Below are 14,788 nucleotides of genomic sequence, written 5' to 3'. Positions count from 1 at the left end.
AACGGAGTTCCGAGGTGGATGAACGGAGTTCTGAGGTGGATGAACGGAGTTCCGAGGTGGATGAACGGAGTTCTGAGGTGGATGAACGGAGTTCTAAGATGGATGAACGAGTATTTGAGAGAGATGAACAAGTTCACAGTCCCTTTTTTGATCGTAATTTATCAAACATGACATTGGAAGAAACAACTGCACAAACACCTGAACTAGAATCGTTGACTGAAGAAAATCTCACCCGTGGTTTAATGGTGCTTGCCAATCTCGATAGCGATTTGGCTCGGATTTTAGAAACACTGGGGCCTCCACCTATATGGTCAAGAGAACCGGGTTTTGCAACGTTGTTGTGCATAATTCTGGAACAGCAAGTTTCCGTAGCAGCTGCAAAGGCTGTATTTACCCGACTATGTGGGGTTGTTGTAACGCTGACACCAGAAAATTTTCTGAGATTGGATGATGCTCAATTGAGAGGAATTGGATTTAGTCGGCAAAAGATTCTATACTGCCGTGGGTTGGCAAATGCGATCGCAACTGGTCAGCTTGACCTCAGCAAGTTGGAAAAAATGGATGAAACTGCGATCAGAACTGAGCTAAAGTGTCTCAAAGGGATAGGAGACTGGACAGTTGATATTTATTTGTTAATGGCGCTGCAACGACCTGATGTCTTTCCCAAAGGCGATTTAGCGATCGCGATCGCTTTACAAAAACTCAAAGGATTGGCGACGCGGCCAACACCAGTTCAATTAGAAGCAATGACACAGCACTGGCGACCGTGGCGAGCAGTTGCTGCAAGACTTCTATGGCACTACTACTTGAGTAATGCCACTGCTAAGTCGGTTACAGTTTACCCCTGAATACTCTCTCAGCCGGGCCTGTCATATAAACCCGTTGGTCGATTTCTGACCATTCAATTTGCAAGGGGCCACCTGGTAATTCTATAGTGGCAGTGCGATCGCATTTTCCAGTTAACACTCCAGCTACCAAAGAAGCACAAGCACCAGTACCACAAGCTAATGTAATCCCAGCCCCCCGTTCCCACACCCGCATTTTCAAATAGTCACGGCGCACTACTTGGATAAATTCCGTATTTATGCGTTGGGGAAAAGCTGGGTGATGCTCAAATTTCGGGCCGATGCTTTCTAGCTCAATTGCTGCTACATCTTCCACAAAAGTAATGCAGTGAGGATTTCCCATATTTACACAGGTGACATCCCAAGTTTTCCCCGCCACTTCCAACGGCTGAGAAATTACTTTTTCTTCGGCGGGTGCAAGAGTGGTGGGAATTTCGCTTGCGAGTAACCTGGGTAAACCCATATCTACCTTCACTAGACCATTAGATATGAGTTGGGGAGTGATTACACCACCCAAAGTATGAATGCGATATGAGTCTTTATTCCGGGATTCACCTTCTAAGTCTGCTAAAAAGCCAGCTAAACAGCGTATGCCATTGCCACACATTTCTGGTTCTGAACCATCGGAATTAAAAATCCGCATGGTGTAGTCAGTGCCGTTTTCTCCAGGTAGGGCAAAAATTACACCATCAGCACCGATACCAAAGTGGCGATCGCACAACTTGACGGCTTGCTCTGGCGTCACTACAGGCACAGATGACGAGCGATTGTCAATCAGAATAAAGTCGTTGCCTAGACCATGATACTTAGTAAATTCGATTGCCATTTCCTCAAGGATGAATTATCAAAGATCAGTTACTCTTTATTTTGCCTCGTAGGTTCATCTTTACTAAAAATGCTTACCGAATTTGACACCACTTTGCCTAGTATTAGACAAGTCCAAAACCTGATTAAACAAACGATACCAGTAGAGTTGAAGCTGCTGACTGGTGATATAATTACAGGAAGGGTTTTATGGCAAGACCCACAGTGTATATGTATTGCTGATGAAAACAGTCAGCAAACCACTGTTTGGAAACAAGCGATCGCTTATATTAAACCCAAGAGTTAGTCATAAATCGGCGTTTGAAACGCCCCTTGCCACGGTGCTGGCTAAAATTTACCAGATTAGCAAAACCTTGTAGTGGTAAAAATCATTTTTACTACCATTACAAAAAATCCTTAACGTTACAAACCCAAACTATAGCAATCCGATTTGATTTTTGAAAAAATCTAAGTATCTGTAGGGGAGCCAGCCGTATGGGCGGGTTTCCCGACTTGAGCGGACTGGCGTTGTGTTATCGCGTAGCGTAACGCACTTAGAATCAGAGGTGGTGCGTTAGCCTTTGGCATAACGCACCCTACGTATATTTCAAAAATCAAATATCAGTCCTATAGTAGTATTGATTTTACAGACCATTAGTGAAAGTTTTTTAGCTGAAGTTAGCAGAGAATAGCGATCGCTTGCTTTTGCATTTTAGATTTTTCTATTCCAAAAGTATTAAAGAAGGCATCAATGAAATAAACATATAATACGATTAAATTTTTGTATAGATTAAAATGATTGTGCAATCAGATAATCTTAATTATTATTGCCAAAGATTTAGTGCTTGTCTAGCATCCGGTTATCAAGATGAGTCATGTTTACTGTGGGAGCAGGCATTGCTAGAGGTCTTAGACTGGGTACAGGGGAAAAGCTTAAGCACTTTGGACTATCAGTTTTTGGTAGCCAGCCAAGAACTAGAGTGTCGCCAACTTCAGCAAGAACTAGAAGCGAAGAATGAAGAATTGCATCAATTAAATATTATAGCTACTATAGATTCCTTAACTCAAGTAGCTAACCGCCGACGATTTGAAGAGTATCTTGATATTGAGTGGCGGCGCATGACACGCTCACAACAGCCGCTCTCCCTCATCCTTTTTGATGTAGATTTCTTCAAATCCTACAACGATACCTATGGTCATCCGATGGGCGATCGCTGTCTTAGTAAAATTGCTAGCGTCATGAAAGATGTTGTTCAACGTCCTACTGATTTAGTTGCCCGTTATGGTGGGGAAGAATTTGCTGTAATTTTGTCTAACACAGACATAGTTGGTGCTGCTCACATTGCAGAAAAAATTTGCTTTGCTGTACAGAAAGCGGTAATTCCCCATGAAAATTCACAAATTAATCCTTATATAACCCTGAGTGCTGGGTTAGCTACAGAAATTCCTATATCTGACTCTAACTTTCAAAAAATAATTGTGGCGGCGGATAAAGCATTGTATCAAGCAAAGGCAACAGGACGCAATCGCGTGTGCAGTGGTCAAGAGCAAACTGAAAATCTAGAAGAAAAGCGGATTGCAACTCTTGTAAAGCAGTTGCGCTCAAATAACTTGCTCATTAGAGAGGAATTAAGGCTGTCTACACAGAAATCCCAGCAGATTAAGGAGAAAAACCAACAGCTTTTGAAGCAAGTGCAAGAGGTTATGCAGAAAAGCCAACAGATTAGGCAGGAAAGCTCCGAATTATACAGAATGCATAGAATGCGATAAAACCAGGACTTACGCACGGGTCATGAAAGAACGAACCACAGAGACACAGAGTACACGGAGGAATGAGAGTTTGAGAGGTTTTTTGCGTAAGTCCTAAAAACTTTTGGACAATTATTCATGTCAATATTTGCTAATTGGATTAGTTCATTTCTGATTAAATTACTTCCATAAATTATCCATAGGGAGAAGCGCTTAAAGAGTTTCTGCCTCACTAGCTTTTACTACTGGGATAGAAAGGGGTACTTTAGTGCCGACTGCAAATAACTGTTCTAGTTGACTCAAACCTGTCAAGCCACCACATAATAATACTTGGTCGCTAACTCGCAAGTCCATGCCGCCATCAGGATAGCGGATAAACTTGCCATCTCGCCGGATTGCCTGTACCTGTACTCCAAATTGCTTGCCGATTTCTAAATCTCTAAGGGTTTTACCTAGCGTTGGCGCATCTGCATTCACAGTAATCCACTGACAAGCACTATTTTCTCCAGGAACAACAGCTTGTCCTTTAGCTAACTCTGCCAAAGCCGCTAATTCTTCATCTGCTCCCACAATCAGCAAGCGATCGCCTTGTTCCAATTTGGTTTGATTATTGGGATAATCGATTTCATCCCCGTTAGCGCGGCGAATTGCCATCAAACTCGCTCCTGTTAAGTAGCGCATATCTACTTCTTCTATGCTCATGCCAATTAAAGGCGAAGCAGATGGTAAAGGATACCAGCGCTGATTTAAATCGCGGGTTGCTTGGCGCAAATCACGAGCAACTTCAGTAGCAGAACGCTCTGGGCGCAATTCTAAATAATGATCATTGCGGATTTGTTGCATTTGGCGTTGGACAACAGCTGGCGACAACAAGCCTAAGCCAGTTAATAAATGAGTTGCCATTTCTAAGCTGGCTTCAAACTCTGGTTGCACAACTTCTCTGGCTCCCAATTGATACAGCACCTCAATATTTTTATCCTGGGTAGCACGGACAACCAAATCTAATTCTGGGCGCAATTCCAAAGCGCGTTTCAAGCAAAGACGGGTACTCATCAGGTCTGGGAGGGCGATCGCCATTCCTTTGGCATGATTCACACCAGCAGTTTCTAGAACATGTAAACTCACGCAATTGCCATAGACGTAAGACACACCCATCTCACGCAACTGCTGAATTCTACTTTCTGATTGGTCGATTACTACCACAGGCAGGTCATGTTGCAGCAACAACTTTACTAAATTTTTGCCAACTTGCCCATAGCCACAGACTACCACATGGTTTTTGAAAGGCAAATCTTCCGACACATCCCGCGCCTCTTGTTCTTCTAAATACGGTTTCAACCAGGGCATTGATTCGGCAAAGTTAAATAAAAATGGCACTAGCCGCAGGACAAAGGGAGTAAGTATGAGAGTAACTGCGGTGGTTCCCAAAATTAATAAGTATATTTGTCGGGACACCAGCCCCAATGCCTGCCCTTCACTAGCCAGAACAAAGGAAAATTCTCCAATTTGCGCCAGTCCCAAACCGGCGATTATGGCTGTTTTTAAAGGGTAGCGAAACAGCTTTACTAGAGGGGTGATAATCAAAAATTTCCCTACGAAAACTATTGCCACTAACACCAAAATCAATTCTAGGTTGTTCCACAAAAACACTGGGTCGATTAACATCCCAATGGCGGCAAAAAATAAACTCGCAAAGATATCTCGCAGTGGTTCAACATAAGTCAGGGTTTGATCGGCGTACTCCACCTCAGAAATCATCAAACCTGCGACAAATGCCCCCATTTCAATCGACAGCCCCAAATGCTCTGTCAACAAAGCAATGCCCAAACATAGAGCTACAACCCCTAATAAAAATAGTTCTCGGCTTTCGGTACGGGCTAACAGTTGCAACAAAGGTGGTATCAGCCAAATCCCCGCAGCTACTGCCCCGGCAGCAAATAAACCAATCAACAGTAGTGCTGTTAGCACGGTGATGCCAATAGTTTCTGGTGGTTGGTTAAGGGCTGGTAAGACTGCTAACATCAGTCCTAGTGCCAAGTCCTGTACTACCAAAATCCCTAGCATTACTTGCCCGTGGGGCGTTTCTGTTTCGTTGGCTTCCATTAAACACTTGAGGACAACCGCCGTGGAAGATAAGGACAGAATACACCCCAAAAACATTCCCTTAGCAGGTAAGGCTCCCCAGGCTCCGGTTAACCCGCATACCACAACTGTGATCAAAATCGTCAAAGCAATCTGGAGTCCACCTCCGCCAAGAGCGATCGCTTTTACCTTCTTGAGTTCCGCAAAGGAAAATTCCACACCCAAGGCGAATAACAAAAAGGCAACCCCGAACTGTGCCAGAGTCTCTACTTGAATAACTTCTTTAATCAGTCCCAGTCCGGCTGGCCCAACGATCATCCCGCCTATGAGATAACCTAGCAGCACGGGTTGTCGCAAAAGTGCCGCCAACAGTCCGCCACAGGCTGCAACTCCTAGAACTAAAACTAAATCAACAATTAGCCTAAAATCTTCTTGCACCAGTTTTAAAAGAACTATTAATTAAGACCTATTAATTCAGCATACAAAGTTTTATGTTCTCAAACCGCTTGTTTGGTGAAGGTGCGACAAAATTTGATTATTTTGAAGGCGGCAGGGGGCAGGGAGGAATTTTGGAAGTTGCTAAATCATCCCGCAACTATGCAACGTCCAGTTTTCTTTTGCATGAAGTACAAAGCTAGTATCAAAGGTGGATTCATCCAGTTTAAAGACTTGTTCACGAGTATCAAAGGTGGATTCATCCAGTTTAAAGACTCGTTCACGAGTATCAAAGATAGAGGAACCGAGTTTTCTAACTCCTACCTCCAGTAATAACTGCTTAATGACACCAGTCACTCATGGGGGAAAACCCTCTTCTCTACGAGACGCTCCGCGTTCGCCCTACAGCCCTACGGGCATCCTACGGCGGGTGTCTCCTAGAGAAGGAGCTAGTACAGCACGGCGTAAATAAGCAGACCATTTTAAATCCCTAAAGAGCTTATTCCATAATACTTTTGACTTTTGACTTTTGATTTTTGACTTCCGCCTTGCGGTACTAGCTCCCCAATGCACATTAAATTTTCGGTGAACTAAGGGCACTCAGTAGTGATAAATCTCTCTCAAGTCTGAGATGCTATATGTGCTGTGGTAGAGGATTTTTTAATTCTATTTCAGTATCCTTGTTAACAAACAAATTATTATATAAATAATCTCACAAAAACAATGGTAAATATGGATAATACGAACAAGACTAATACTACTAAAAATAATTTGGATCAGCAGACAATAGGTAATGAAACTGATATACGTTCATCATCTAACGAACTGATACAGAGAACTAAAACAATTAATATAGATGGTCAGCGTCCAGTTGATCCAAGTAGCATTGAAATTAAGGAAACAATTGATATAGATGGTGAGCGCCCAATTGTCAAGGATGAAAATCATTCTGATAAAACAATCGATATAGATGGTCAACGCCCCATTGGTAAGAGCGCTTTTCAAGAGCATGAGATGCTAGTCCTAGACGGCGAACGTCCAATTGATCCTAGTGATTTTGAGGTTGAGGAAATTCTTGAAATAGATGGTCAACGTCCGATTGCTAAGAGTAATTTTCAGGTTCAAGATACTATAGAGATAGATGGTAGCCGCCCAATAGTTTCAGATAACACTGTTGATTCGCAAATACCAACGGATTATATAGACTAAAATCACGACCTTCTTTGACTGCCAATAGATTCTAACTTCTCTTCTTAGGCTACGCCAAGGTGAGGTACAGATAATCGTAGGGGCACAACATGTTGTGCCCCTACCTGTGTAGTTTATTTATAGCAAGGGACTGGGGACTGGGTGAAAAGCCTTTTTGTGTCTAAGTTTTATCATCTGTTAATGTCCTAATCAGCTTGGCTGTTGCTATACTTATCGCGATCGCCTTGCATGGCTTGAGGGAGGCGACAGCCCCCATATTAGGCAAACCTCGTTAAGAGTCTCTGGCTGGAAATGCTGATCATTGTGGCTCTGCGGCGAGTTAGGGAGGCGGAGCCTCACATTAGGCATTCCCAGTCAGAGACTGGGAACGAGATGAACGGAGCTAAAAGACTCGTTCACGAGTATCAAAGGTGGATGAACGAGTATCAAAGGTGGATGAACGGAGCTAAAAGACTCGTTCACGAGTATCAAAGGTGGATGAACGAGTATCAAAGGTGGATGAACGAGTATTAAAGGTGGATGAACGGAGCTAAAAGACTCGTTCACGAGTATCAAAGGTGGATGCCCCATCCCCAATGTCGATTAAATTTTAGGTGAGCTAACGGCACTCAATAGTAGTAGTGACCACGGCACTTTAATATCAGGTATGAGCCATGAGTACTTTCTCAGTATAGGTAGTGCAACTGGCAACACAAAACGCAGAGAGCGAAGCGATGCAGGCCGATCGCCATTTTCATCGACAATTCCATATTGCTTGGCTAATTCGGCAACAATCTGCACCCGTCCTGTATGGCGCATGAGATTTGGCTGACAAGCAAGTGCAGCGATCACCCGTCCAGTTAATAAGGGAGTTTCCCAGTTGTAGCGTTCACTGATGAATGAGCTTTTTTGGTCAGTAGCATTGGTTTGATTCATCTCAGAAGCAAAACGGGAAAAAAGCTCAGTACCAACAATACCTGGCCAAATTGAAACAGAAGCGACATTATAAGGTTTAAGTTCAACAGCCATATCAGCTGCTAGGCGATCGCAAGCTGCTTTACCAACACCGTATGCTGTATTAAAGAAGTAAGACATCCCAGCCCACGAGGAAATGGTGCAAATTAGTCCAGAGTTACGCTTGGTCATCATTCGGCTAGCAAAAATACTCGCAACATAGTGGCTACGAAGACCAACGTTGTTGCTAGCATCCCAAATACTTGGTTCACAATCCCAAAAGGGTTGCCCATAAGCGTCTTTTATTGCTTGAACTCCTGAGTAAGCATTATTAACCAGTAGGTCGAGTTGTCCATTCTGCTCATCTTGGATGCGCTCAAACAGTAAACGCACCTGTTGATCGTCGCTGTGGTCTACTTGCACGGGAATGCATACACCACCGACTTCTTCTATGGCTGATTGGGTTTCACTAAGACTCCCAAAAACCGCATCACTGGAAGAGTTGTTAAGGCTGCGGCCGGTGACGTATACAGTTGCACCAGCCTCAGCCAAGCCAATAGCAATTCCCCTACCAATTCCCCGCGTAGCACCTGTTACCAATGCCACTCTATCTTCAAGATGTTTCATGATCGCTGTTCTCTGCGGTTAATGGTATAGCCAAACACGCAATAGTGAAAGTAGTTGTTCAGTATCTACAGGTTTGGTGATGTAGTCGGATGCGCCGGCTTCAATACACTTTTCGCGATCGCCTTGCATGGCTTTAGCGGTGAGTGCAATAATCGGCAAAGATTTAAATTGATCGTTTTGGCGGATTACGCGTGTTGTTTCGTAACCATCCATTTCTGGCATCATTACGTCCATCAAAACGACATCAATATCTGGTGTAGTTTCTAACAGGGTAATTCCCTCCCTGCCGTTTTCAGCATATAAAACTTGTATTTGATAACACTCCAACATACTGGTCAGCGCGAAGATATTACGCATATCGTCGTCTACAATTAGCGCTTTTTTGCCAGTGAGTAAGTAGTCTTGTGAATGCAGTTGTTCAAGTATTTCTCGCTTGGGTGCAGGTAAATTTGCTTGGACTCGGTGTAAAAATAATGCTGTTTCATCAAGGAGACGTTCGGGCGATCGCACATCTTTAATGATGATTGTTTCGGCAATCCGCCTGAGTTCTGTTTCTTGAGCTTTGCTAATTTCTCTACCTGTGTAGACAATAATTGGTAATGTTTTGCCGTTAGGTAGAAGCTTTATCTGCTCGATAAGTTGAAACCCAGTCATGTCAGGTAGTCCTAAATCGAGAACTAGGCAATCAAAATGCTGGGCGCGGATGGCTTCTAACGCCTCTGCACCTGTACCAACGGCAGTAGTAGAAACATCGCTGTTGCCAATCAACTCAACAATACTAAGCCGTTGAGTATCATCGTCTTCAACTACCAGTAAATTTTTCACTTGGCGCTCAACAAAACCTTTAATTTTGGTCAACGCTTGGGATATTGTCTCGCTGGTTAAAGGCTTTTGCAGATATGCGATCGCTCCTAGTTGCAAACCGCGTTGTCTCCCTTCCTCAACGCTCATAATATGTACGGGAATGTGACGCGTGTTTTGGTCATGTTTCAGGCGATCCAATACCGTCCAACCATCCATTTCTGGTAATCTAATATCTAGCAAAATGGCTGAAGGCAAAAATTGCTGCGCTAGTGTCAAACCTGTACTGCCGTTTTGGGCAGTGATTACTTTGAATCCTTGCTGTTGCGCCATTTCTATGAGGATACGCGCAAAGTTAACGTCATCTTCGACAATCAACAACACGCGATCGCCTATGCCAATAGTAGTGCGATCGTCATTCAAACCTGCTGTTAGCGCATAGCTCTGGTTTAGCTTGGGCTGAGTGCTGTTAGCGGATAGCTCTGGTTTAGCCTGGGTTGAGTAGGGAGTGGGAAATATTAATGTAGACTCTTGACTATGGACTCTTGAGTGTTGACTCAATTGTGGTAAGTAGAACGTAAACGTGCTACCTTGACCGGGTTGACTAACTAATTTAATTTCGCCACCAAAGAGATGGGCGATTTCGCGGCTAATTGATAAGCCCAATCCGGTGCCGCCGTATCTCCGACTGGTAGAGCCATCGGCTTGCTGAAATGCCTCAAAAATCACTTTCTGCTTGTCGGGGGCAATGCCAATCCCTGTATCGCTGACTGAGAAGGCAATCACAAGCTGGGCGCTATTTAAAGTTTTATGGTCGTTGCTCCATCCCTGCTTCGCCACCGCAATCCGTAAGCGTATCTCCCCATGCTCTGTAAATTTAAAAGCGTTGGAGAGGAGATTTTTCAACACCTGTTGTAAGCGTTTGACATCTGTATTGATGCTGATTGGCAATTCTGGAGTAAATTCAATTACAAAGCCAAGTCTTTTGCTTTGAGCTATTTTTTTGAAGGTGCGCTCAGTCTGTTCGCCCAACTCTGTTAACAGCATTTGGGTTATGTCAATTGACATAGTTCCAGATTCAATTTTAGCGAGATCCAGAATGTCATTGATTAACGTCAACAAATCAGTACCTGCTGAGTAAATTGTCTGGCTGTATTCGACTTGCTTGTTGGTAAGGTTGTGATCAATGTTATCTGCCAACAACTTCGCCAAAATCAACAAGCTATTTAACGGTGTCCGCAGTTCATGGGACATGTTGGCGAGAAATTCTGATTTGTATTTTGAGGAGAGAGTGAGTTGTTCAGCTTTGTCTTCTAAAGACAGTCTTGCTTGTTCAATTTCCCGATTTTTGCGCTCGACTTCTTTCTTCTGCGTCGCTAACAACTCTGCCTTTTCTTCTAACTCAGCATTGGTTTGTTGCAGTTCCTCTTGCTGTCCTTTGAGTAAATCCTCGGAAGCTTTGAGAGATTGGGCTTGTTGTTCTAAGCGCTGGTTGGTTTGGCGGAGTTCACTTTGCTGGGTTTGGAGTTCTTCAGCCAAAGATTGCGACTGCTTGAGTAATTCTTCAGTTCGCATCGATGCTGCGATCGTGTTCAGGACGATCGCTATACTTTCGGTTAGTTGGTCGAAGAATGTCAAATGAATTTCGCTAAAGCGGCGAAAGGAAGCTAATTCAATCACTGCTGTCACCTGTCCTTCAAAAACTACAGGTAACACTACGGCATTGAGTGGAGTTGCTTCTCCTAAACCAGAAGAAATTCTCACATAATCACTTGGTACTTCCGTCAGCAGTATTCGCTCTTTTTCTAAAGCGCATTGTCCCACCAAACCTTCACCCAATTGGAAGCGGTTAGCCAAATGTCTGCGTTCGCGGTAAGCGTAACTACTAATTAGTTTCAAATACGGTGTATTTTCCCCATGTTCCATCAAGAAGAATACGCCGTGTTGCGCTCCTACCAAAGGTGCAAGTTCTGAGAGAATTAGTTTAGATACAGTTTCCAAGTCTCGCTGCCCTTGAAGCATTCGGGTAAACTTGGCTAAGTTAGTTTTCAACCAATCTTGTTCGGTGTTTTTCTGCGTTGTCTCCCGCAGATTAGCAATCATCTGGTTGATGTTGTCTTTGAGGATAGCAACTTCCCCTAGTGCCTCGACAGCAATTGAACGAGTTAAATCGCCCTTAGTTACAGCTGTCGCAACTTCTGCAAGCGATCGCAACTGGGTAGTAAGTGTAGCAGCGAGTTCGTTGACGTTATCTGTCAAATCTTTCCAAGTTCCAGCCGCCCCAGGTACTCTCGCTTGTCCCCCTAACTTCCCTTCAATTCCCACTTCCCGCGCCACTGTGGTTACTTGATTGGCAAATGTCGCTAGGGTATCAATCATTTCGTTGATTGTTTCTGCCAAAGTTTCTATTTCTCCCTTGGCATCTAACATCAGTTTGCGTTTCAAGTCACCGTTAGCAACCGCCGTTACAACTCTAGCAATCCCGCGCACTTGGGCTGTTAAGTTCCCCGCCATTGAGTTAACGTTATCTGTTAAATCTTTCCAAGTCCCGGCAACACCTTGGACTTTGGCTTGTCCGCCCAACTTCCCTTCAGTTCCCACTTCCCGCGCCACCCGCGTTACTTCACTTGCGAAGGAACTGAGTTGATCAACCATTGTATTAGTGGTATTCTTCAAGTCTAAAATTTCGCCTCTGGCATCGACAGTAATTTTCTTGGATAAGTCGCCATTAGCTACCGCTTTTGTAACTTCCGCGATGTTGCGAACTTGTCCGGTTAAGTTCCCCGCCATTGAGTTAACGTTGTCTGTCAAATCTTTCCAAGTACCTGCAACTCCTCTGACGTAGGCTTGTACGCCCAATTTACCTTCGGTTCCCACTTCACGGGCAACCCTTGTCACTTCTGATGCAAAGGAATTTAGCTGATCCACCATTGTATTAATAGTGTTTTTGAGTTCCAGAATTTCGCCTTTAACATTGACAGTGATTTTCTTGGAAAGGTCGCCATTCGCTACAGCTGTGGTAACTTCGGCAATGTTTCGCACTTGCGCCGTCAAACTTCCCGCCATGAAGTTTACGCTGTCAGTTAAATCCTTCCAAGTGCCGGCGACACCTTTAACTTCCGCTTGCACACCCAGCTTACCTTCAGTTCCCACCTCACGGGCAACTTTTGTAACTTCACTTGCAAAGGAATTAAGTTGGTCTACCATCGTGTTGACGGTGTTCTTCAACTCTAAAATTTCACCTTTGACATCAACCGAGATTTTCTTAGATAAGTCGCCATTAGCTACGGCGGTGGTAACGGCGGCAATGTTTCGCACCTGTGCCGTTAAACTTCCCGCCATGAAGTTTACGCTGTCAGTTAAATCTTTCCATGTGCCAGCCACGCCCTTAACATCGGCTTGCACACCTAGTTTACCTTCACTGCCCACTTCACGGGCCACCCGCGTTACTTCACTTGCAAAAGAACTAAGTTGATCCACCATTATATTTATGGTATTCTTCAGTTCCAGAATTTCACCTCTGACATCGACGGTAATTTTTTTAGATAGATCACCATTTGCGATCGCAGTGGCAACTTCGGCAATATTTCGCACTTGTCCGGTGAGATTACCCGCCATTAAGTTAACGTTGTCAGTTAAATCTTTCCAAGTACCCGCTACTCCTTGCACTTGCGCTTGCACGCCCAATTTTCCTTCAGTTCCCACCTCCCGCGCAACTCTGGTTACTTCCGATGCAAAGGAATTAAGCTGAACCACCATTGTATTAATAGTGTTTTTCAACTCCAGTATTTCGCCTTTAACATTGACAGTAATTTTCTTAGATAAGTCGCCATTCGCCACAGCTGTGGTAACTTCTGCAATATTTCGCACTTGTGCCGTCAAGCTTCCCGCCATGAAATTCACACTATCGGTAAGGTCTTTCCAAGTACCCGCTACCCCGCGAACTTCTGCTTGACCGCCCAATTTGCCTTCTGCACCCACCTCCCGCGCAACCCTCGTTACTTCTGATGCAAAGGAATTGAGTTGATCCACCATAATGTTAACGGTGTTTTTCAACTCTAAAATTTCGCCTTTGACATCGACAGTAATTTTCTTAGACAAATCGCCGTTTGCTACCGCCGTTGTCACTTCCGCAATGTTACGGACTTGGGCAGTTAAATTCCCTGCCATTAAGTTAACGTTGTCGGTGAGATTCTTCCAAGTCCCTGCGACTCCCTTAACTTCGGCTTGCACACCCAATTTTCCTTCAGTACCCACCTCACGCGCAACTCTTGTCACTTCCGATGCAAAAGAATTAAGCTGATCCACCATCGTGTTGACAGTGTTTTTGAGTTCTAGAATTTCGCCTTTCACATTCACAGTGATTTTTTTGGATAAGTCACCGCTAGCGATCGCAGTGGCAACTTCGGCAATATTTCGCACCTGTCCGGTGAGATTACCCGCCATCAAGTTAACGCTATCAGTTAAATCTTTCCAAGTGCCAGCAACACCTTGCACTTCGGCTTGGACACCCAACTTACCTTCAGTTCCCACCTCACGCGCAACCCGCGTTACTTCCGATGCAAAAGAACCGAGTCGATCCACCATCGTGTTGACAATATTAGCAGTCTGGAGAAACTCACCTTGCAAAGGTTTGCCGTCAATTTCTGTAGCGATCGTTTGCGATAAGTCACCACTGGCAACTGACCGAATTACACGAGTAGTTTCAGTTGTTGGTTTAACTAAATCTGTAATTAGAGTATTGACAGAAGTAACACAATCTGACCACGAACCACGAACATCTCCTAAAGAGGCGCGTTCAGCAATTTTGCCTTCTTTGCCGACAACATTACCAATTCGTTGTAACTCTGCCGCCATCCGCTCATTCTGATTAATAATATCATTGAGCGTATCAGCTATTTTCCCCGCCACACCAGTATGGTCTATGGGCATCCGAGCCGAGAAGTCACCCTGTTTAACAGCATTCAGCGTTCTTAGTAGCTGATTTAAATCTAGATTGTCGCTGTCTCTAGTTAACTGTTCGGTTGCCATAGCCTTATTTCTAAAGAATTTACTAGGTTTTTGTGTTTAAAAGAGGTTTTATTAAAGCAATTCGTTACTTTATATTCCGGTTTGCACCCGTAATGCGTATTAACTTCTAATGATAACGGGAACAAAGGCAAGGAAGCAGGGGGCAGGGGACAGGGGCAAGTTTGCTATTGGGTTTGTGTCTTCCTTAGTAAAGCTTGTTGTTACCAAAAAAGACGCAGTGAACTAGCGCTTTAGGCGGGTTTACTACGTCAGTTTTATTATTGTCGATTAAC

Annotated in this window: 10 protein-coding genes; 4 read left to right on the top strand and 6 right to left on the bottom strand. The window is 44.1% G+C overall.

Going from position 1 to position 14,788, the window contains the following annotated elements; all coding sequences use genetic code 11:
• Window positions 1–848 (top strand): DNA-3-methyladenine glycosylase family protein (locus V7K35_RS02895; protein ID WP_335076235.1); only part of this gene is annotated, 848 nt, incomplete at its 5' end.
• Here the strand turns inward: V7K35_RS02895 and dapF are convergent.
• Complete coding sequence (dapF, locus tag V7K35_RS02890; protein ID WP_335076234.1) at window positions 832–1,671, bottom strand: diaminopimelate epimerase; 840 nt, start codon at window positions 1,669–1,671, stop codon at window positions 832–834. The two genes, V7K35_RS02895 and dapF, sit on opposite strands and share 17 nt — an antisense overlap.
• A 69-nt stretch (window positions 1,672–1,740) precedes the next feature.
• On the opposite strand from dapF, the gene V7K35_RS02885 reads away from it, so the two are divergent.
• Window positions 1,741–1,956: an Hfq-related RNA-binding protein gene (locus V7K35_RS02885; RefSeq protein ID WP_335076232.1), complete on the top strand. Its 216-nt coding sequence runs from the start codon at window positions 1,741–1,743 to the stop codon at window positions 1,954–1,956.
• Window positions 1,957–2,444: 488 nt separating this feature from the next.
• Window positions 2,445–3,419: a diguanylate cyclase gene (locus V7K35_RS02880; RefSeq protein WP_335076230.1), complete on the top strand. Its 975-nt coding sequence runs from the start codon at window positions 2,445–2,447 to the stop codon at window positions 3,417–3,419.
• A gap of 192 nt (window positions 3,420–3,611) precedes the next feature.
• Here the strand turns inward: V7K35_RS02880 and V7K35_RS02875 are convergent, their stop codons facing one another.
• Together V7K35_RS02875 and V7K35_RS02870 are read right to left on the bottom strand one after the other, a co-directional pair.
• A complete protein-coding gene (locus V7K35_RS02875; protein WP_335076228.1) occupies window positions 3,612–5,918 on the bottom strand; it encodes a cation:proton antiporter domain-containing protein in 2,307 nt (768 codons plus the stop codon).
• A gap of 141 nt (window positions 5,919–6,059) precedes the next feature.
• Window positions 6,060–6,272: a hypothetical protein gene (locus V7K35_RS02870; protein ID WP_335076226.1), complete on the bottom strand. Its 213-nt coding sequence runs from the start codon at window positions 6,270–6,272 to the stop codon at window positions 6,060–6,062.
• Window positions 6,273–6,647: 375 nt separating this feature from the next.
• Between V7K35_RS02870 and V7K35_RS02865 the strand changes: the two genes are divergently transcribed.
• Complete coding sequence (locus V7K35_RS02865; protein WP_335076224.1) at window positions 6,648–7,124, top strand: hypothetical protein; 477 nt, start codon at window positions 6,648–6,650, stop codon at window positions 7,122–7,124.
• 354 nt (window positions 7,125–7,478) lie between these two features.
• On the opposite strand, the gene V7K35_RS02860 is transcribed toward V7K35_RS02865, so the two are convergent.
• Genes V7K35_RS02860 through V7K35_RS02850 form a run of 3 tightly spaced genes read right to left on the bottom strand, consistent with a single transcriptional unit; the run spans window position 7,479 to window position 14,516 of the window.
• Entirely contained in the window at window positions 7,479–7,694 is a 216-nt protein-coding gene (locus V7K35_RS02860) for a hypothetical protein (protein ID WP_335076222.1), read from the bottom strand.
• Window positions 7,695–7,706: 12 nt separating this feature from the next.
• On the bottom strand, window positions 7,707–8,684 hold the full coding sequence (locus V7K35_RS02855) for an SDR family NAD(P)-dependent oxidoreductase (RefSeq protein ID WP_335076220.1): 978 nt from the start codon (window positions 8,682–8,684) through the stop codon (window positions 7,707–7,709).
• 18 nt (window positions 8,685–8,702) lie between these two features.
• Window positions 8,703–14,516, bottom strand: a complete 5,814-nt coding sequence (locus V7K35_RS02850) for a HAMP domain-containing protein (protein WP_335076218.1) — start codon at window positions 14,514–14,516, stop codon at window positions 8,703–8,705.
• Between the last annotated feature and the right edge of the window lie 272 nt (window positions 14,517–14,788).

It is taken from the genome of Nostoc sp., from assembly GCF_036917275.1.
Classification (GTDB): Bacteria; Cyanobacteriota; Cyanobacteriia; order Cyanobacteriales; family Nostocaceae; genus Nostoc.
Note: the sequence above shows the minus strand (reverse complement) of the source record. Positions and strands in the feature narration are given on the sequence as shown.